This is a genomic window from Pseudomonas sp. 15C (assembly GCF_055484735.1).
This window is the reverse complement of record NZ_JBUDGD010000055.1, coordinates 14,757-33,846: the sequence shown is the minus strand read 5'-3', so window position 1 is coordinate 33,846 and position 19,090 is coordinate 14,757. Positions and strand designations below refer to the sequence as shown.

14 protein-coding genes are annotated in these 19,090 nt (G+C 57.9%); all 14 read right to left on the bottom strand.

Annotation, left to right across the window (positions count from 1 at the left end):
* The coding region (gene tssI / locus ACYYKW_RS21920; RefSeq protein WP_464991146.1) for a type VI secretion system tip protein TssI/VgrG at window positions 1-1,042 on the bottom strand (1,042 nt) is incomplete at its 3' end.
* A gap of 368 nt (window positions 1,043-1,410) precedes the next feature.
* The gene (locus tag ACYYKW_RS21915) at window positions 1,411-2,031 is read right to left on the bottom strand and encodes a transglycosylase SLT domain-containing protein (protein ID WP_464991145.1); all 621 of its coding nucleotides are present in this window, start codon (window positions 2,029-2,031) and stop codon (window positions 1,411-1,413) included.
* Between the two features lie 43 nt (window positions 2,032-2,074).
* Entirely contained in the window at window positions 2,075-3,013 is a 939-nt protein-coding gene (locus tag ACYYKW_RS21910) for a carbohydrate kinase family protein (protein ID WP_464991147.1), read from the bottom strand.
* A 13-nt stretch (window positions 3,014-3,026) separates the two neighbouring features.
* The gene (gene xylB, locus ACYYKW_RS21905; RefSeq protein ID WP_464991144.1) at window positions 3,027-4,523 is read right to left on the bottom strand and encodes a xylulokinase; all 1,497 of its coding nucleotides are present in this window, start codon (window positions 4,521-4,523) and stop codon (window positions 3,027-3,029) included.
* A 311-nt stretch (window positions 4,524-4,834) separates the two neighbouring features.
* Entirely contained in the window at window positions 4,835-6,307 is a 1,473-nt protein-coding gene (locus ACYYKW_RS21900; protein WP_464991143.1) for a mannitol dehydrogenase family protein, read from the bottom strand.
* A 15-nt stretch (window positions 6,308-6,322) separates the two neighbouring features.
* On the bottom strand, window positions 6,323-7,426 hold the full coding sequence (locus ACYYKW_RS21895; RefSeq protein WP_090288524.1) for an ABC transporter ATP-binding protein: 1,104 nt from the start codon (window positions 7,424-7,426) through the stop codon (window positions 6,323-6,325).
* 163 nt (window positions 7,427-7,589) lie between these two features.
* Window positions 7,590-8,420, bottom strand: coding sequence for a carbohydrate ABC transporter permease (locus ACYYKW_RS21890; protein ID WP_090283315.1), 831 nt, complete (start codon window positions 8,418-8,420; stop codon window positions 7,590-7,592).
* A gap of 8 nt (window positions 8,421-8,428) precedes the next feature.
* Window positions 8,429-9,355: a carbohydrate ABC transporter permease gene (locus ACYYKW_RS21885; protein WP_464991142.1), complete on the bottom strand. Its 927-nt coding sequence runs from the start codon at window positions 9,353-9,355 to the stop codon at window positions 8,429-8,431.
* A gap of 171 nt (window positions 9,356-9,526) precedes the next feature.
* Entirely contained in the window at window positions 9,527-10,837 is a 1,311-nt protein-coding gene (locus tag ACYYKW_RS21880; RefSeq protein ID WP_464991141.1) for an ABC transporter substrate-binding protein, read from the bottom strand.
* A 341-nt stretch (window positions 10,838-11,178) separates the two neighbouring features.
* The gene (locus ACYYKW_RS21875; RefSeq protein WP_093101725.1) at window positions 11,179-12,084 is read right to left on the bottom strand and encodes an AraC family transcriptional regulator; all 906 of its coding nucleotides are present in this window, start codon (window positions 12,082-12,084) and stop codon (window positions 11,179-11,181) included.
* 88 nt (window positions 12,085-12,172) lie between these two features.
* Window positions 12,173-13,036, bottom strand: a complete 864-nt coding sequence (locus tag ACYYKW_RS21870; protein ID WP_464991140.1) for a PI-PLC domain-containing protein — start codon at window positions 13,034-13,036, stop codon at window positions 12,173-12,175.
* A 117-nt stretch (window positions 13,037-13,153) separates the two neighbouring features.
* A complete protein-coding gene (locus ACYYKW_RS21865; RefSeq protein ID WP_464991139.1) occupies window positions 13,154-14,464 on the bottom strand; it encodes a glycosyltransferase in 1,311 nt (436 codons plus the stop codon).
* Between the two features lie 106 nt (window positions 14,465-14,570).
* On the bottom strand, window positions 14,571-18,401 hold the full coding sequence (locus tag ACYYKW_RS21860; protein WP_464991138.1) for a M35 family metalloendopeptidase: 3,831 nt from the start codon (window positions 18,399-18,401) through the stop codon (window positions 14,571-14,573).
* Window positions 18,402-18,556: 155 nt separating this feature from the next.
* Window positions 18,557-18,916, bottom strand: coding sequence for a response regulator (locus ACYYKW_RS21855; protein ID WP_093106722.1), 360 nt, complete (start codon window positions 18,914-18,916; stop codon window positions 18,557-18,559).
* Between the last annotated feature and the right edge of the window lie 174 nt (window positions 18,917-19,090).

The window sequence follows — 19,090 nt, the reverse complement described above, 5'->3', positions numbered from 1 at the left end:
TGTTGCGGTAGCCCTGGTGGAAATCGCTTTTGTTGTCGGTGACGTCGCTGGTGACGTTTTCGCCGAGCACTTGCGGTTGTTTGCCTTCGTGGAAGACTTCGAGCAACAGCCACAGGTCGTTCCATTCGGCGCGCGGGTGTTCGGCGAGCGTGAGGAAATGGCCGCTGGTCAGGGTTGGTTCATCACCTTTGCCTTCGGCGAGTTTGTAGTCGCTGCGATGGCGTTCCAGCGCGCGGGTCGAGAGGAACTTGCCGCGCTCGCGGGTGGTGAAGCGGCCGGGGTAGTCGTAGTCCTCGAGGTCGGGGGCGAATTCGGACTTGACCGCACCCTCGGGCAAAAGCTTGGGTTTCTCGAAATCGTAGTCGCGGCGGCTGACGCGGGTAGTGCGGGTTTCCAGGCGCAGGTTGAAGCGTTTGATCACCGGTTTGTCGGCGGCCATGCCGGAGTCCTGCTGGTAGCTCACGGGTTTGAGCTTGCGGAAGACCGTCTGATCGTCGCCGAACACCAGTTTGTGGCCACTGCTGCTGTGCTGGAAGTGAAAGTGAATACCTTCCTCTTCGCACAGGCGCTGAATGAAATGCAAGTCGGACTCGTCGTACTGCACGCAGTAATCGCGTTCCGGGTATTCGGCGCCGAGCTGAAAACTGTACGCGTCGGCGAGGATGCCGCGGTCTTCCAGCACCTGAGCGATGATTTTCGGCACGGTCAGTTGCTGGAAAATCTGCTGATCGTGGTTGTGCCGCAGGTAGGCCAGTTGCGGCACCAGGCTGAGGCTGTAACGAGTCAGCGTCTTGCCGGAGTCGCCTTGCTCGATGCGATAGACCAGACCGTGGATCTTGCCTTCGCCGGTTGCGCCGAAGGTCAGCACGCCGGGCTTGTGCAGCAGCTCTTCGAGGTTGAGGTCGGGTCGGGCGCTGACCAGTTCGAGGTCGAAACGGAACGGCTCATTCAGGGCTTCGCGACCGGTGAAGCTGAGGACCTGCAGGTCGGCGTTGGCGCCTTCGAGGGTGAGGGTGATGTGGGTAGCGTTGGCGTCCAGCATGCCTTGAATTCCGTCCGTGAATAAGCAGGACACAGATGTTGCAGGATTAAGCCGTCTCGTTCAAGGCGCAAAAGGCGTAGGTGGGGTGGGTATGGGGTATAGGGAAAACCCTTAGGGGGGGGCGTTTCGGCTAATGAACCCGGGTGGTTGGCGGGGTGTGGCCTTGGCTATTGGCGACTTTTCTTACGCGTTGATGTTGGAGATTCAACTGTCGAAGTTGCCGGGGAGTACGGCAGGTGGCGATCGTTGGCGTCTGGTAGACCGCTATCGCCAGCAGGCTGGCTCCCACAGGGGAATGGGATTCAGGCATGAGAGTTCAATTGTGGGAGCTAGCTAGCCTGCTAGCGATAGCGGTCGAACAGTCACTGCTACAACCAATGCCAGAACCGGCTCCAGAAGCCCCGATCCAGATCCTCTTTGCACCCGGCATATTGCCGCGCATAAGTATCAGAGCGAACCTGCACCTTGCGCGCGGTCGGGGGCAGCCAGGATTTGCTGGCGTAGGTTTTGTTGCGGAAGCCGCCCCAGCCTTCGTGGTAGTTGAGGTACTGGTTATAGGCGTCGTATTTGTAGACGCCATTGATCGAGGTGGTCTTGTCCATGTACCAGCCGATGAAATCGATGGCGTCATCGAAGTCTTCGCGGTCGGCCCAGTTGCGGCCGGTGCTTTTCTGGTAGTCGGCCCAGACTTCATCCTTGGCCTGCGCGTAACCCGAGGCGGTCGACACCCGACCCCACGGAATCACCCACAGCAGGTATTTGCGCGGGGTCTTGGCATCGTAGCGGTAACCGGACTCCTGATACATGATCGCGAAGGGCACCTGAATCGGCACCCCCCAGCGTTTTTGCGTGACTTGCGCGGCGTCGTACCAGTCGCTTTTTTCGCGAAAGATCTCGCAGATGTCTTCCGGTGAACGGGGCGGCGAGGTGCCGCACCCGGTCATAAGTGCTGCCAGTGTGACTAGTCCAAGCGTCTGCCCGTATTTCAAAAGCGGTATCCCGTCGTGCGCAAAAAGCCGACAGTCTACGCGCTCAGCTCAACTGATGACGATAGGGCAGGTCCGGGCCGGTCTTGCTGCAGGTCAGCGCGGCGGCCTGGACGGCGAAGCGCAGCATGGCGTCGATCTGATCCCGGGCCAGTTGCTGCACGCCTTCGACCGAATCCAGGTCGTGCTCGGTCAGCCAGGTAATCAGCGCGGCCTGGAAGGTATCGCCAGCGCCCACGGTGTCGGCGATCTTCACCGAAGCGGCCGGCACCGACCAATGCCCATGCTGACTGCTGAAGACGCTGGCGCCGTCGCCGCCACGGGTGAGGAAAACGATCTGGCAGCGATGCTTGAGCCAGCGCTCGATGACCTGCTGCGGATCCTGTTCGGGATAGAGCAGGCTCAGGTCTTCATCGCTGACCTTGATCAGGTCTACCAGCGGCACCAGCGTGGCAATGCGTTCGCGCCACAGCTCGATGTTCGGTTCAGGATTGAGGCGTACGTTCGGGTCGAGGGTGATCAGGCGCTGGCCGCTTTCTCGCTGCACCAGTTGCAGCAGGGCGTCGCCGATCGGCTGCACCACCAGCGAAAACGAGCCTACGTGCAGGCCGCGTACCTCGGTACCGAGGGTCGGCAGATGCGCCGCGCTCAATTGCCGGTCGGCGCAGCCTTCGCCACGAAAGCTGTAATGCGGCGAGCCGTTGGCGCCGACCGCGACCATCGCCAGCGTGGTCGGCGCGGCGAACTCCACCAGATAATCCGAGCGCACGCCTTCGTCCTTCAACACCTGCTGCAAGCGCCGACCGAGGTAGTCGGTGGACAAGCCGCCAAACAGCGCCGAGTCCACACCCAGGCGGCGCAAACCGACGGCGACGTTGAACGGCGAACCGCCGGCGATCGCCTTGAAATTGACCTTCGAGGCCAGACCGCTGGCATCGTCTTCACTGAAAAAATCGAACAGGGCTTCGCCACACACCAGGTACATGATTGTTTGCTCTTTAAAGGGTTGCGACATGCTGTTGATAGCGTTCATAAGCCTGCTGGAACGCCGCGACATTGGCGGCGATCGGCAGGGTTTCACTGCCGGCATCGAGTTTTACGCAGCGTTGGCACAAGTCTTCGAGGCTGTCTTGCTCACCATTAGCCGACGCCGTGCACCACGCCGCCTGAATCGCCGCGCCAAGCGCCGCAGCTTCGCTTTGCTCGGTGCAAATGACCGGGGTGTTCATGATATCGGCGACGATCTGCCGCCACACGGCGCTTTTCGAGCCACCGCCGATCAGGCAGATGCGCAGGCTTTGTAAACCATTGCGGCGCAGCAGATCCAGTCCGTAACGCAAACCGAAGGTCGTGCCCTCGACGGCGGCGCGGCACAGGTTGGCCTGGGTGAGGTTGTCCAGCGTCAGCCCGTGCAGGCTGCCGGTGGCGTGGGGCAGGGCGGGGACGCGCTCGCCGTTGAGGAATGGCAGCATGCACACGCCGTCGGCGCCGATCGGGGCTTGGGCGACCAGATCGTTGAAGTGCTGCAAATCGAGCGCGAACAGCTCGCGAATCGCACCGGTGGCGTTGGTCAGGTTCATTGTGCAGATCAGCGGCAGCCAGCCGCCGCTGGACGAGCAGAACGTGGCCACCGAAGCGTCCGGGCTGACGGTCGCTGTGTCGGAATAGGCGTATACCGTGCCGGAAGAGCCGAGGCTCATGGTGATCGCGCCGGGCTGAATGTTACCGGTGCCGATGGCGCCCATCATATTGTCGCCACCGCCACTGGCGACCCGCGCGTTGCGGTTCAGGCCAAGCTGTTCGGCGATCGCCGGGAGGATCGTGCCGACCGCTTCGTGGGCTTCGATCAGCTCGGGCAGCGCCGCTTGCAGACGTCCGCTGGCGTCGATGTCGCGCAGCAATTGCAAATCCCACTGGCGGGTGCGCACGTTGAAATAGCCAGTGCCGGAAGCATCGCCATATTCACTGCAGGCGCGTCCGGTCAGCCAGAAGTTCAGGTAGTCGTGGGGCAGCAGAATGCGTGCAATGCTGGAGAAGACGACGGGGTGTTGCTCCTTGGTCCAGAGCAGTTTCGAAACGGTATAACCCGGCGCAATGACCACGCCCAGACGTTCCAGCGAACCTTGCTCGCCGCCCAGATGGCTGAGCAACCGGTCGTTTTCGGGGCTGGTTTCGGTGTCGCACCAAAGCTTGGCCGGGCGCAGCACTTCGCCTTGATCGTCGAGCAGGACCAGACCGTGCTGCTGGCCGGAAACGCCGATGCCGAGGATGTCTTGACCATCGACATCGGCGGCCTGTAACGCCTGGCGGGTGGCGAGGGCGAAGGCTTCCAGCCATTGCTGCGGGTCTTGCTCGCGACGACCGTTGGCGCCGCTGATCATGGTGTGGGCGGCGGCGCCCTGGCCGAGGACTTGACCGCTGAGGGCGTCAAGGATGATCGCTTTGGTGCCTTGGGTGCCGCAGTCGATGCCGAGGAAGAGCTTTGTTGTTGTCATTTATGCACCGGTCGGATTGTGTTGAAGATCAAAAGCTACCCCCTCTCCCCAGCCCTCTCCCCCAAAGGGGGCGAGGGGGAAGGGAGCAGATCGGGGGATGTCCAAATCCAGCGTTCGACTCAATATCGATCGTTCCCACGCTCAGCGTGGGAATGCCTCAATGGACGCTCCGCGTCCGCTGTTCGCTTTTTGGTGGGACGCAGAGCGTCCCGGGCTGCATTCCCACGCAGAGCGTGGGAACGATCAGTCACTCGCAGCCACCACGGTCAGTTCCCTCTCCCTTTGGGAGAGGGTTAGGGTGAGGGGGCTTTTCAGGCGAGCACTCGTTCCAGCGTTCGCGTCACGCCTTCATCGCGCAAGCTGTTGTAGCACCACTCGAACGCCGCCACAAACTCCGCCGATTTCGGGATCGCCGCACCAAAAATCTCCTCGACCCCCAGCAACCGCTCAGTGATCAACTCATCGTCCACCACCAACGCCTGACAAAATGCCGCCCGTGGGTCAGGAATCGTGTACGTATCGCCATTCTCATCGATACCCTTCAAGTACAGCGCCCACGCCGCCACGACCAGTGCAGCGCGCCGGGTCTCGCGGCCATCGGCGATCAGCCGATTGATCGTCGGGATGGTGAACTTGGGAAATTTCGATGAGCCGTCTGAACACACCCGCTCCAGTTGATCGGCAATCGCCTGATTTGAAAACCGCGCGACCAGCGTGTCCTTGTAATCGCTCAGGTCGATGCCCGGCACGGGCGCCAGTTGCGGGGTCACGTCAAGGTCCATGTAGGCGCGCATGTAACGCACGAACAACGGGTCATTCATGGTTTCGTGGACGAAGCGATAGCCCTTGAGAAAACCAAGATAGGTGAGCGCCAGGTGACTGCCGTTGAGCAGCTTGATCTTCATTTCTTCATAGGGCGAAACGTCGTCGGTGAACTGCACGCCGACCTTCTCCCACGCCGGACGGCCATTCACGAATTTGTCTTCGAGTACCCATTGCACAAACGGCTCGCAGACCACCGGCCAGGCGTCGTCGACCCCGTGTTTGTCGGCCAGTTGCAAGCGATGCGCGGTACTGGTCATTGGCGTGATGCGATCGACCATCGCGTTGGGGAAGCTGACATTGGTGTCGATCCAGTTGCACAGATCGCTGTTGCGCAACGAGGCAAACGCGAGCAGCGCCTTGCGCGTTACCGCGCCGTTGTGCGGCAGGTTATCGCAGGACATCACGGTAAACGCCGGAATCCCCGCCGCCCGGCGTTTTTCCAGGGCTGCACAAAGAAAGCCGAACACGGTTTTCGGCGCCTCTGAATGAGCCAGGTCATGCTGGATCTGCGGCAGGTGCGCCATGAATTCGCCGTTGCTGTCGTCGATGCAATAGCCGCCCTCGGTGATGGTCAGCGAAACGATGCGGATCTGCGGATCGGCGAGTTTGTCGATCAATGCCTGAGCGCCATCCTCGGCCAGCAGCATGTCGCGGATGGCGCCGATCACTCGTACTTCGGTGTCATCGCTGTCACCGAGTTCGAACAGGGTGAACAGGTAATCCTGCTCCTTTAGATCGTCTCGGGCGCGGCGGTCTTCGGCGCGCAGGCCGACACCGCAGATCGCCCAATCAAGGGCTTCGCCGCTGTTCATCAAGGCGTCGGTGTAGTACGCCTGATGCGCGCGATGGAAGCCGCCGACGCCAATGTGCGCAATGCCCTGGCGGGTGTCGCTGAGGCGATAGGCCGGCAGTTGCACTTCGGCGGCGAGACGGTTGAGGTTCTGTTGGTTGAGTTTCATCGGATAGTCTCGAAATCAGGCCGCGGCACGCAGCGGGCGGGTCAACGCCACGCCCTCGGCATCGAATAAATGGCAGTGGGCGGCGTCCAGGTGCAGGTTCAGCTGTTCGCCATAACGGCTGGCGAGATCACCGCGCACGCGCATGGTCAGGGCTTCGCCGGCGTTGGTGGTGACGTGGCAGAACGTATCGCTGCCCAGGCGTTCGCTGACGTCGGCAACCACCGCCAGGCTGCAATCGCCCGGTTGCGCCAGTTCCAGATGTTCCGGGCGAATGCCCAACGTCACCGCGCTGCCGACGCTGAGGCTGGCGGCGTTGAACGGCAGGTTGATGCGCGTGCCGGCATCCAGCGCGACTTCGCAGCTCTGCGCATCGACGCGGGCAATCTTGCCCTTGAGGAAACCCATCTTAGGCGTGCCGAGAAAACCGGCGACAAACAGGTTGGCCGGGTTGTGATACAGGTCCAGCGGTGAGCCGACCTGTTCGATGCGGCCACCGTTGAGCACCACGACCTTGTCGGCCATGGTCATCGCTTCGACCTGATCGTGGGTCACGTAAATCATCGTCGCTTGCAGGTCTTTGTGCAGGCGCAGCAGTTCCAGGCGCATCTGCACGCGCAGCGCGGCGTCAAGGTTGGACAGCGGTTCGTCGAAGAGGAAAATCTTCGGGTTGCGCACGATGGCGCGGCCGATCGCCACGCGTTGACGCTGGCCACCGGAGAGCTGTTTCGGCTTGCGCTCAAGCATCGGGCCAAGCTCAAGGATCCGCGCCGCTTCGCCGACTTTCTTCTCGACTTCGGCTTTCGGCACGCCGGCCAGATCGAGGGCGAACGACATGTTCTTCTTCACGGTCATGTGCGGGTACAGCGCGTAAGTCTGGAACACCATCGCCAGATCGCGCTTGGCCGGGCTGACTTCGGTAATGTCGCGACCATCGAGTTCGATGGTGCCGTCGCTGACTTCCTCCAGACCTGCAATCAAACGCAGCAGGGTGGATTTGCCGCAGCCCGACGGCCCGACAAAGACCACGAATTCCTTGTCGTTCACTTCAAGGTCGATGCCCTTGATGATGGAAAAACCTTCGAAGCCTTTTTGCAGATTCTTGATTTTCAGGTTGGCCATGAGATGGGCCTCCATGGTTTTTATTCTGTTAAGCCGGACGCGCTTTTCTGTAGGGGTGAGCCTGCTCGCGATAGCGGAGTGTCATTCAACAATGATGTCGACTGACATGGCCTCATCGCGAGCAGGCGAAGGCCTACAGGGAGTTGTGTTGGGTTTGGGATGTTCATTTCACGGCGCCGAACGAGAGGCCACGCACCAGTTGTTTCTGGCTGATCCAGCCGAAGATCAGGATCGGCGCGCAGGCCAGCGTCGACACGGCCGACAACTTGGCCCAGAACAAACCTTCGGGACTGGAATACGAAGCGATCAGTGCGGTCAGCGGCGCGGCTTTCGACGAGGTCAGGTTCAGCGACCAGAACGCCTCGTTCCAGCACAGGATCAGCGACAGCAGCACGGTCGAGGCGAGGCCGCCCTTGGCGATCGGCAGCAGTACGCGAACCATCTCTTGCCACAGCGTGGCACCGTCGAGGCGGGCGGCTTCGAGGATGTCTTTGGGGATGTCCTTGAAGTAGGTGTAAACCATCCAGACCACGATCGGCAGGTTGATCAGCGTGTAGATCACGATCAGCGCGATGCGCGTGTCGAGCAGGCCGAAACTCTTCGCCAGCAGGTAGATCGGCATCAACACGCCCACGGGTGGCAGCATCTTGGTCGAGAGCATCCACAGCAGCGTGCCTTTGGTGCGCTGGGTTTCGTAGAACGCCATCGAGTACGCCGCCGGCACCGCGATCAGCAGGCACAGGGCCGTAGCGCTGAAGGAAATCACCACCGAGTTCCAGGCGAAACTGAAATAGTCGCTGCGCTCGTTGATGTGCAGGTAGTTCTCCAGCGTCGGCATGAAGATGAATTGCGGCGGCGTGGCGAACGCATCGATTTCTGTCTTGAAGCTGGTCATCACCATCCACAGGATCGGGAAAAAGATCACGATCGCGATGGCCCAAGCCAAAGTGCCGAGCAACAGGCTTTGCAAACGGCGGGATTGTTGGAGAGTCATGGCGGGCCTCAGGCTTTGTCAGTCAGGTTTTTGCCGATCATTCGCACCAGAATGATCGCCGCGATGTTGGCGATGACCACGGCAATCAAGCCGCCCGCCGAGGCCATGCCGACGTCGAACTGCACCAGGGCCTGGTTGTAGATCAGGTAGGCGAGGTTGGTCGAGGCGTAACCGGGGCCGCCATTGGTGGTGGTGAAAATCTCGGCGAACACCGACAGCAGGAAGATCGTTTCGATCATCACCACGACGGCAATCGGCCGCGCCAGATGCGGCAAGGTCAGGTGCCAGAAAATCGCGATCGGGCCGGCGCCGTCCAGTCGCGCAGCTTCTTTCTGTTCCTGATCCAGCGACTGCATGGCGGTCATCAGAATCAGGATTGCGAAGGGCAGCCATTGCCACGAGACAATGATGATGATCGACAGCAAGGGGTAGTGGGCAAGCCAGTCCACCGGTTGTGCGCCGAACAGCTTCCAGATGTAGGCAAGGATTCCCGACACCGGATGAAAAATCAGGTTTTTCCAGATCAGCGCGCCAACCGTGGGCATGATGAAGAACGGCGAGATCAGCATGACCCGCACCAGACCGCGACCGAGAAACTCGCTCGCTTCCAGCAGCGCACTGATCAACACGCCGAACACCACGCTGATCAGCAACACGCTGCCCACCAGCAGCAACGTATTGGTGGCGCCAGGCATGAAGCCCGAGTCGGTCAGGAAGTAGGTGAAGTTCTCCAGCCCGACGAATTCGTTTTCGCCGGGGTAGAGCAGGTTGTAGCGGATCATCGAGAAGTACAGCGTCATGCCCAGCGGCACAATCATCCACAGCAGCAACAGGGCCACCGATGGGCTGACCAGAAACCAGCCGGGATTGCGCATGCGCAGTTTGCGCTGGGGTGGCGCCAGTTCGATGTGGGCTTTGGCAGTTGAAGTATTCATGGTGATCACAACCCAATGGGTGCAGGTAAATGCAGAAAAAACCAGCATTCCTGACATCGACGCGGACCCTGTGGGAGCGGGCTTGCCCGCGATGGCGATGGAGAGGACGACATCAATGTTGAACGTGCCGGCCTCATCGCTGGCAAGCCAGCTCCCACAGGTTTAGAGGTCTTACTTGGGATAACCGGCGCGCTTCATCTCGCGTTCGGTGGTCTGCTGCGCCGCAGCCAGGGCTTGATCCACCGTGGTCTGGCCGATCAGCGCCGCCGAGAACAACTTGCCGACCTGCGTGCCCACGGCCTGGAACTCAGGAATGGTCACCAGTTGAATACCGATATAAGGCACTGGCTTCAACGTCGGTTTGCCCGGGTCTGCGGCTTTCAGCGATTCCAGGGTGACCTTGGCAAACGGCGCGGCGCTCATGTAGGCATCGCTGTAGGTCGAGGCCCGGGTGCCAGGCGGCACGTTGGCAATGCCGTCGGTTTTCGCCACCAGCTCGCCGTACTCTTTGGAAGTGGCCCAGGCGCTGAATTGCTTGGCCGCGTCCTTGGCCTTGGAGCTGGTCGGAATCGCCAGCGCCCACGAATACAGCCAGGCCGAACCTTTGTCAGTGACCTGATGCGGAGCGAAGGTGAAGCCGACATGCTCGGCAACTTTGCTTTGCGTTTTATCCGTCACGAAAGAACCGGCTACGCTGGCGTCCACCCAGATCGCGCACTTGCCGCTGTTGAACAGTGCGAGGTTTTCGTTGAAACCGTTGCTGGAAGCGCCTGGCGGGCCGGATTTCTTCATGGTGTTGACGTAGAAATTCAGCGCGTTTTTCCATTCCGGGCCGCTGAATTCCGGTTTCCACTGCTCATCGAACCAGCGCGCGCCATAGGCATTGGCCACGGTGGTGATCAACGCCATGTTTTCGCCCCAACCGGCCTTGCCGCGCAGGCAGACGCCGTACTGTTCTTTGTCCTTGTCGGTGAGTTTTTCAGCGAAGCCGGCGATCTGTTCCCAGGTTGGCCGCTCCGGCATCGTCAGCCCGGCGTTCTTGAACAGGTCGGTGCGGTAATAGGTGATCGAGCTTTCGGCATAGAACGGCAGGGCGTACAGCGAGCCTTTCACCGACAAGCCTTCGCGGACCGAAGGAAAGACATCGTCGAGGGCGTAACTGGCCGGCAGGTCCTTCATCGGTTCCAGCCAACCCTTGGCGCCCCACAGTGCGGCTTCGTACATGCCGATGGTCAACACATCGAACTGACCGCCCTGGGTGGCGATATCGGTGGTCAGGCGCTGACGCAGGACGTTCTCTTCGAGCACGACCCAGTTGAGCTTGATGTCCGGGTGCTCGCTCTCGAAAGTCTTCGAGAGTTTCTGCATGCGGATCATGTCACTGTTGTTGACGGTGGCGATGGTCAGGGTCTGGGCGCCAAGGCTGACGCTGCTCAGGGTCATGCAGGTGAGGGCAAGCAGAGCTTTTGCAGTGGGTTGCATCGTGCACTCCTTTTCTGCACCCGGCGGGTGGCAGAAGGACGGTTATTGTTTTTGTGTCTTCCGACGACAGGAAGAATCTGCGCTGATTACAGCCTTCAATCGGCGCAGTGACAAATCATCCCTAGCACTTTTATCGATACTTTTTTGCACTGGGGTTTACGGGGGTTAACGCAGGGAAGGGGTTTGCAGCGGGGAAGGGGAATCGAATGTGTACAGGTTTCAGACGTTGCACATCCCATGTAGGCCTTCGCCTGCTCGCGATAGCGTTGTGTCATTCAACAATGATGTTGACTGACATGGCCTCATCGCGAGCAGGCTCGCTCCTACAAAGGATCGTGTTGTCAGAGGTGGTTCTGCTCGGTCAGGCGCTGTACCGCGAGCCGTCTGTAGTGCGATGGCGTCATGCCCTTGAGCTGCTGAAAACGCCGGTTGAAGTTGGAGATGTTATTGAACCCGGACTCGAAACACACCTCAGTCACCGGTTTGTCACCGTCGGCCAGCAACTCGCAGGACTTGCTGATGCGCAGGCGATTGACGAACTCGATGAAGTTGCGTCCGGTGGCCTGTTTGAATACGCGGCTGAAATAAGTCGGGGTCATGCCCAGATGCTCGGCCACTTCCTCCAGCGAGATATCCCGCGCGTAGTGGCTGAAAATGTAATCGACCGCGCGGTTGGTGCGATCGATGTTGTGCTCGTCGGCCAGTTGCGGCGTTGTGGCGCCCGACAACAACAGGAAGTCATCACTCGCCGCGAGCAACTCCATCAGAATGAAAAAATGCCCGAGGCGGGTAATACCGCTGGAATCGGCGATGCGCTGCATCAAGGTCATGGCCTGGCGAATGGTGCGCTTGCAGCGAAACTCGATGCCGTACTGCGCACGCTCCAGCAGTGGTGCCAATGTTTTCAACTCGGCGAATACCTGATGGCCACTTTCGAACAATTCATCGGTGAAGTTGACCAGCATGTCGCGCTTTTCCACCACTTCGTCTTCGGCGACCTGGCTGATCCAGTTGTGCGGCAGGTTGGGGCCGGTCAGGAATAGCGTTTCCGGATAGAAGTTGCCGATGTAGTCACCAATGAACACTTTGCCGGAACTGGCGACGATCAAGTGCAGTTCGTACTCCTTGTGGAAGTGCCAGCGCACCAGCGGGCAGGGGAAGCCGTGCTGACGGTAGATGATGGACAAGCCGTTATGGTCATCCATCAACTCGTAAGAGGGGTCGGTGACGCGAGCGGTTCGGGTCATGGTGCGCTTCTTGTTGTTGATCGCCTGCCGATGATGCCTCGTTTATCAAGCGTTGCGCCAGTTCCCGTTGGCCGTACGGTGCTGGTGTTTATGCTGACTTCTCACTGGCTTTCTGCAGATTCGCCGTCAGGCAAAAGCGCACCAGATTCGAATTCTTGATGAAGTCGAAATTGATGATGTGGCACTTTTTCGCCCAGTCCGATTGGCTTGGATCGAACCAGCTGTCGAGCGCACCCAGAATCCGCTGCGGACCGCCCGCGGAGTAGAGCGTCGCTGACAAGGACCAAGGGCGCAGCCTGCTGATCGGCGCGCTCAACACTTCAGCAATGTAGTCTCGAAGTTCAGCTTCCTTGGCCAGATTTTTGCCGATCCATTTGTGGTCGATCTTGCGCTGGAAGCGAAAATCATCGTTTTCCCACGTCGTCGGCGCGGCCACCATGATGCGTTGCAGCGGACTGATTGCCTTCAGCTCTCCAAGGGGCAGATAAAGATTCTGCGCGGGGATCATTCGATCACCGAGATGCTCCAGCATTAATGCCTTGAACTGTGCATGATCGAATTCCTTTTTGCCATTAGCGAGTTCATGAAAGTCCAGAATGATGAATTCATCACGGCTTCTTTCATAAAAAGCTTTTATGTCACGCACCAGATCTTCAAGTGTGCGAGAGGAACGGTAGCCATTATGCTGGAAACGGAATTGCGCAAGGCCTTGGGCTCCAGGGATAAAGTCAAGACGAACATCAAGTGCCCGGGCGCCACGACTCAATTGTGAATAGAACGAAACGTCCTGGCAGGCAATCCAGTTGCTGCTTAACGGTACGGTATAACGGGCATCAAGGTCGCAGCCCGCATTATGCGTGCCCGGCAGGGTCAATTCAAAAAGCGAAAGATTGTCAATCTGCGGCGCGTCGGCCATCCATTGGTACGGTTGAAAGTTGTCGATACTGTCCATGTATTACATCCTGCGTGGATTTTTAAGTTGGTAGAAGTGCGCGCGCAGGATGTTTATAACGGTTCGATGTTGTTTGGCCAATGTCGCTTTTAATGCAAGTCGTGTAGATATTCCCGCTTACATGTCACTTGTTTCTTGCGGTAGACGGTTCTTCGCTTCAATCCACTGCGCCATGTACTGAGTGCTTTTATGCGAATGATGCCGCAGCATGCTGCCGGTGAAGTTTGTAACCCTTAGTTGTTCGAGGTTTTCCTGACAATAACGCAGTTTTTCGATCAGCGCCGGACCGTGCACTGACTGCGAGTAGCGTTCGGTCAGCAGGGCGTAACCTGCCGAGCGGGCCTGCTGCCACTGCGCCTCATCGTTGTAAAGCGCGACAGCGCGATTAGCGAAATCGACTGCGCTCCGGGTGACTGCACCTGGCCACGCATGCTCGCCATGCATGCCTTCGGCACCCACCGGCGTGGTGACGCTGGGCGTGCCGCAGAGCATGGAGTCGACCAGTTTGCCCTTGATGCCGGCGCCAAACCGCAACGGCGCCAGGCAGACCCGCGCGGCAGACATGACCTGCAACGCATCTTCAGCCCAGTTCATGATGTGAAAGCCTTCCCTGGCGTTATGCAGCGCCGAGGCTTTCGGCGGCGTATAAGCACCATAAATATGCAGTTGGGCCTGCGGCAATTGCTGGCGAATCAGCGGCCAGATCGTGGTTTTCAGCCACAGCACCGCGTCCCAATTGGGCGCATGTCGAAAGTTGCCGATGCTCAGAAAGTTCGCCCGTCCGGCCATGGCGGCCGGTTCGACAACAGGCAGATTGACCATCAGCGGACACCAGTGCAACAACTGCGCAGGCACGCCGAATTGTTCGATCAGCAATTGAATCTCGACTTCGGAAATCATCAGGTTCAGATCACAACGATACAGCGCTGCGATCTCGCGTTTGGCCAGATCGGTCTCGGCCATCAGCGCGAACTCGTCGGTGAGGGCAGGCGCGAATACATCGCTGAAATCATTCTGCTCAGGATTGCGCTTGAGGCGATCCTTCAGCCGTTGATGGCGCGCATGCCGCAGGCTTTGAAGGTCCGAAGTTTCCAGCACGCGCAGCGCTTGTGGGCAGTGCTTTTCCACGCGCCAGCCAAACTGCTCCTCCATCATGAACTGGTCGAACAGGACAATATCCGGCGCCAGTTCGCTGATGAACGTATCGAAGCTGCTGTTGTTGAGTTCGATCGGCACTTCACGAATGCCGAGCGCAGCCAGATCAGCCTTGTGCTCGCCAGGGCCGGCCGGACTGCTGAAAGTGATATCCCACCCTTGCTGCAGGAGGGTTTCGAGGATCTGCATGACATGCCCGCTGGCTGCCGAGGAACGCGGCTCTGGCCAGACGTAGCCGATGACAAGGACTTTGGTGGTGGAAGGCAGGTTCATGAGGGCAGTCCTGAGCATCAGCCGGGCCGGCAAAAAAAGGGCGCAATTAAACCACAGTGATGGTTGTTTGCGCCCCTCTTCTCAGCAGTGCACCTGTTTTCGCGTTTTAAAAGGCCGGTTTGGCCAGGTTAAGCAGAAGCGGGCCCGGAAGGAACTCTCCGGGAGCGGTGTTATTGATCGTATTGGTGATAACCGAACGGTTGAACTGAAAAGTACTGGGGCTGGTTCGGTATTGGTCTATCAACGACACTGCCACTGCATAGGATTCGGCATTCAGCAATGCCGGGTGCTCTTTGATGATTGCAGGCCAGGTTGTAATAGACTCGAATTCCTGAAAGTCCGCCACTTTTGCATAGCGGAAATGAGGGTTGGCCGTATTTTTGGGATGCGCCTTGCGCGGGTTTCTGGCGAACTCCAACAGACCGACGGCGTCGTACTCCGCCGGGCTTGCACCTTTAATCGCATCTCCGTAATAGAAGTCGAGCGTGCCTGGAGCGCCATGAGATATTTCATGCACCAGAACGTCGCCGATCTTGGCGTCGTCAAATTTCGCCACTTCATACATTTCATCCAGATTGTCCGGATAAATGGACAAGAACGTCCTTGTGTTGACGTCCAGTTTGGTATTCGAATACACAGCGGCTTGCCAGCGCTTATAGGCCTGGGGCTGTAAGGCAGCATAGGCATCGCTACCCTGTGGCCGAAAGATCATGTTCTCGAGGCTGACAAAGTCGAGATCTCTGCGCATGTTCCGCAGATTGTTCGTTATGTGCTCGACCGCCGCATTCGAGTCGGTACCAAAGATATGCAGAAGGACGGTTCTGACGTCCTCGTTTCGGGCATCGGAGATCAACGCAATCGTGTTGTCGATTTTACTTTTAGCGTGAGGAATCGCTTTTTTAAGATAACCGCGGGTATAGCTGAAAGGTTTTGCTCGCTTGAATGGATTGCGAAAGATATTGACAACTTTCAGCTCTCTCAATTGAGGTCCCCACGGTTCGCCCAGACGGTTTACGGCGTACCATTCATCCGTGTGGCGGATGCCCCATACCTGAAACAGGTCGGTGGAGTTTTGCGCATATTGCCGCGTGCCTAGTCGCAGAGTGTCCGTATCGGCCACAGTGGAAAGTGCGTGATAGGGCGGTTTTGCAGTCCATTTCCGGGCGTCGTATATAGCACCTTCAAGTGCGGCCAAACCGCTGTGCCAGCCTTTACGCAAGAGTTTCGCTCCCTTGATCAGTAGATCGGTGGCCCCGTCCAGTGGGTTGATCAGGCTGTTGACCAGTCCAAGGCCTGTCGAAGCGATTTTGCCGGCCTTTGTGGCAGCGCTCACGCCTGTGGCGACCACGGTGGCAACTTTTGCGATGGCAGCGACTACCAGCAGAACGGTCATTGCGGCTTCCAGCGCGCAAGCTCCGGCGCCTTGAACCTGTCGCACTATATCGTCGGAATTCAAATCTTCGATACACGACTTGAACGGAACGATCACATTGAGAAACGTATCCAGATCCTTGTCCCGTTTGATCCGCAAAGCCTCGAGCCGGGTCTGTCCCCAACATTCTTTGACCAGTTCATCATAAGTTGCGATCGGTCTGTGCTTGAGCACGAAGTTCACCAGGCGATCGAACTCCTTGGAGTAGAAACTTTGGTAGTAACCGTTGATCTGCGCAGGTGGCTCAGCGGGCAACTCATTGACCCTGTCGATAATGCCCGAACTGATAGCGACGAGACCGGGCGGTACGCCATGGGTATAACATTCGATATCCGTGGGTAATCGATGCACTGTAGCAGGCGCAGAGTATTTCCTCCCTGCGGGGGAAACCTTTGGATTCAGCAGATTTTCCTGCTGAATCAGCGCTGCCATTTGAGTGTTTTCACGGCAGACGCCGTGCAATGTGAGTAGCTCGTAACACGAACCCTGACCCTCGTACTCGCAATAAATCACCACGCCGTAGCGGCCTTTGGCTTCGTCTATTTCTTTATGGCTTTCAGTGGGCTTACGCTCAGTCGTCTTGACGATTGAATCAATGACCGATGCAAGGGGATTGACGGGCAAAGAGGTGATGTCCTGAAGTTTCGCAACCGAGGGTCTGACGGTGAACATTGTCACCTTGCCTTTGAGCAAACGCGTCCGCTCAGACAGTGGCAGGAACGAGAAGGCCTGTTTCAGGTGCGTATGCATGGCTTGTGTATGCGTGACATAGGCCCGATTGAACTGGCGGTGGAATTCACCGTCGGGCGAAACCAGATTGCGCAGCAGGTCGGGAAACGCTTTATAGATACTTTCGCCTTTTTTCAGATCCCAGTCGCCGGTCGCAAGGTCGTTGGACATATGCAGTTCAACCGGAGAAAGGCGCAGCGAGTTATAGGCGTCTTCCAACGGTACATTGCGTACCTGCTGAAGCACGTCATTTTCAAGGTAAGTACAACCCTTGGCGACGTGCTTGAGAATGTCCAAGGCGACACTTTTGCGTGTTGGCAGAGGGCGCTTCAATGTTTCGGCATTTGCGGCAAGTGTTCTGGCATGCCGCACATACGCATCCGTAGCGACTTTAAGGGCCTCGGGGACGGAGTTCTCGACCTCTTCAGGCGAGACGATTTTATTGAGCAATGCCCAATCGATGACAGGGTCTATCGCTGCCAGAGCATCGAGTTTCTTGCGCGATTCGGTCGCCGGTTCCAATGTCGAAAGTTGTTGCAGCTTTGCGTAAGACATTGAGCGGGTCGAGCCTGGGGCTATGATTTCATGCACCGCTACGATTCGGCAGTATTCGACGCATTGCGGTGTACCCAGTAACAGCGTGGCAGGCAGCTGGGGGACTAGAAACTCCGGCGCGGGCTCGGCCAGCAATAAATGCGCGGCGAGTGCGACGTTACGTTGGCTCACTCGATGATGTGCGATCAGGTGATTTTCGAATCGGGTCTGAATGTCTGCGAAAGACAGCTCCAGATGTTCGGCAGCATACAGATCGAAGCCGGCCACATGATTGCGCAGCTCTTGCTCACCCACTTGCGGATGCAGATCCAGCAAAAGGGCGGTCAGGATTATTTGTTTGCGCGCCGTTGCCGACTGTGGCTGATTCGGCTGCGTGCCATACCAGCCCAGATCGCGCACGCAAGCGTCCGCCCAATGAACGGCGATTGGGCTGGAGACCAGTTGATCAATGATATTTTCGGCTTCGGAGCGTGTGAACGGCGCGAGCCGTCCACCCAGAATACGTTCTGACAGATGCTCCAGTAATGACTCGCCTTTTGTATAACTGACAATGAGCTTGCGAAGCTCGCCGCGTTGCGCCGCCGACAGCGTGGCCGTGTTGCCTTCGCTGGCCTTGATCATTTCCCGATAGTTACCAAACACTGGACCTGGCTTGGGCGCGGCAGTCATGAATGCGACCAGGCGGGAAACTTCGAGAGCGTTGCGCGGGATCAGAAAGCCATGAAATGCCAGCCACTGCGTTAAATCAATCTGATCGGCGTTGGAAATCTTGCCACCGGTCAACGCTGCCATTTCAACCAGGGTTTGCAGGTCTTCTTTCAAATCCGGCGCGAGGATGAAAGCGTTTTCCAGGCCCGTGCTGTTGTTACCGCTGACTGCATTCATTTTGCCTTCAGCGCTTATTTCAAAAATGAAACGATCGGAAAGTTGTAATGTTGCCAGGAGCTTTTTGAAAGAGGCTTGATCGCACAATGTATGCAATAGGTGTCGACCCGCAAGCAGTGCTTCCTCCAGGGATGATCCCGATTCGAGAGTGATGGTCGCGCCAGCCAAGGTAATGGTTTGCGAAGGGGCGAGATCCGATACGCGTTGCCTGAGTTTATAAATCACTTCTTCCCGCTCACGATTATCACTCGGAGAGTGATCGCGCTGGGAGTCTATGGAGTTTGTGAGTCGAGATAAATTACGTTGGTTTGAAGAATTCGTATGTTTGGTTTTCATAAGTCAGCTTGTTGTTGGTTTGTAAGTTCGATGTATCCTCTTTTTTAAGTGGGTGGTTATCAACAAGGTTTGTGTGAGGTCGTTTTTCGATTGCTCGAAAGTTGTTGTATTTATCTCGAGCTCATTAAGGGTGATAGCTGCGTTGATTTGTGCGGTTAATCAATTATCTTTTTTACTTTGTCGCGCAATTGGTCAATTGAAAACGGTTTGCCGATCATGTGCATGTCTTCCGGGACGTCAATGGATTCCGCGTAACCACTGGCGAACAGGACCTTAAGGGCAGGGCGCAGTTTGCGCGCTTCCTTCGCCAGCTCGCGACCATCCATGCCGGGCAGTCCGACATCCGTCATCATCAGATTGATTTGCCGGGTCTGGTCCTGAAGAACTTCCAGGGCCTGCTCGCCACCATCGGCTTCCACGACCCGGTATTCCAACTCCTCCAGCACATCCACAATAAGCATGCGCACGATGGCGTCGTCTTCAACGACAAGGATGGTGGATTGGGTGGCAGACATGGCAGGGCTCTCAAAAAAACGGGGGGACACCGGTCGATCGAAATCGCCGGACTCTTGCATGAGTAAATGGCGCATAGCCACAAGTTCCCGGCTTGATACAAAAAAAGCGCGGGGCAGCGGGGCGGCGACAGGATAGCGGTTGGCGCCGTCCGCGTGCAGGGGGATGTAGGAAAT

What these genes read in the sequence shown, in the direction of transcription:
- ACYYKW_RS21910 (WP_464991147.1), bottom strand. Translation starts at nt 3,013, where the DNA reads ATGTACCTGGTGTGTGGCGAAGCCCTGTTCGATTTTTTCAGTGAAGAC.
- xylB (WP_464991144.1), bottom strand. Translation starts at nt 4,523, where the DNA reads ATGACAACAACAAAGCTCTTCCTCGGCATCGACTGCGGCACCCAAGGC.
- ACYYKW_RS21900 (WP_464991143.1), bottom strand. Translation starts at nt 6,307, where the DNA reads ATGAAACTCAACCAACAGAACCTCAACCGTCTCGCCGCCGAAGTGCAA.
- ACYYKW_RS21895 (WP_090288524.1), bottom strand. Translation starts at nt 7,426, where the DNA reads ATGGCCAACCTGAAAATCAAGAATCTGCAAAAAGGCTTCGAAGGTTTT.
- ACYYKW_RS21890 (WP_090283315.1), bottom strand. Translation starts at nt 8,420, where the DNA reads ATGACTCTCCAACAATCCCGCCGTTTGCAAAGCCTGTTGCTCGGCACT.
- ACYYKW_RS21885 (WP_464991142.1), bottom strand. Translation starts at nt 9,355, where the DNA reads ATGAATACTTCAACTGCCAAAGCCCACATCGAACTGGCGCCACCCCAG.
- ACYYKW_RS21880 (WP_464991141.1), bottom strand. Translation starts at nt 10,837, where the DNA reads ATGCAACCCACTGCAAAAGCTCTGCTTGCCCTCACCTGCATGACCCTG.
- ACYYKW_RS21875 (WP_093101725.1), bottom strand. Translation starts at nt 12,084, where the DNA reads ATGACCCGAACCGCTCGCGTCACCGACCCCTCTTACGAGTTGATGGAT.
- ACYYKW_RS21870 (WP_464991140.1), bottom strand. Translation starts at nt 13,036, where the DNA reads ATGGACAGTATCGACAACTTTCAACCGTACCAATGGATGGCCGACGCG.
- ACYYKW_RS21865 (WP_464991139.1), bottom strand. Translation starts at nt 14,464, where the DNA reads ATGAACCTGCCTTCCACCACCAAAGTCCTTGTCATCGGCTACGTCTGG.
- ACYYKW_RS21860 (WP_464991138.1), bottom strand. Translation starts at nt 18,401, where the DNA reads ATGAAAACCAAACATACGAATTCTTCAAACCAACGTAATTTATCTCGA.
- ACYYKW_RS21855 (WP_093106722.1), bottom strand. Translation starts at nt 18,916, where the DNA reads ATGTCTGCCACCCAATCCACCATCCTTGTCGTTGAAGACGACGCCATC.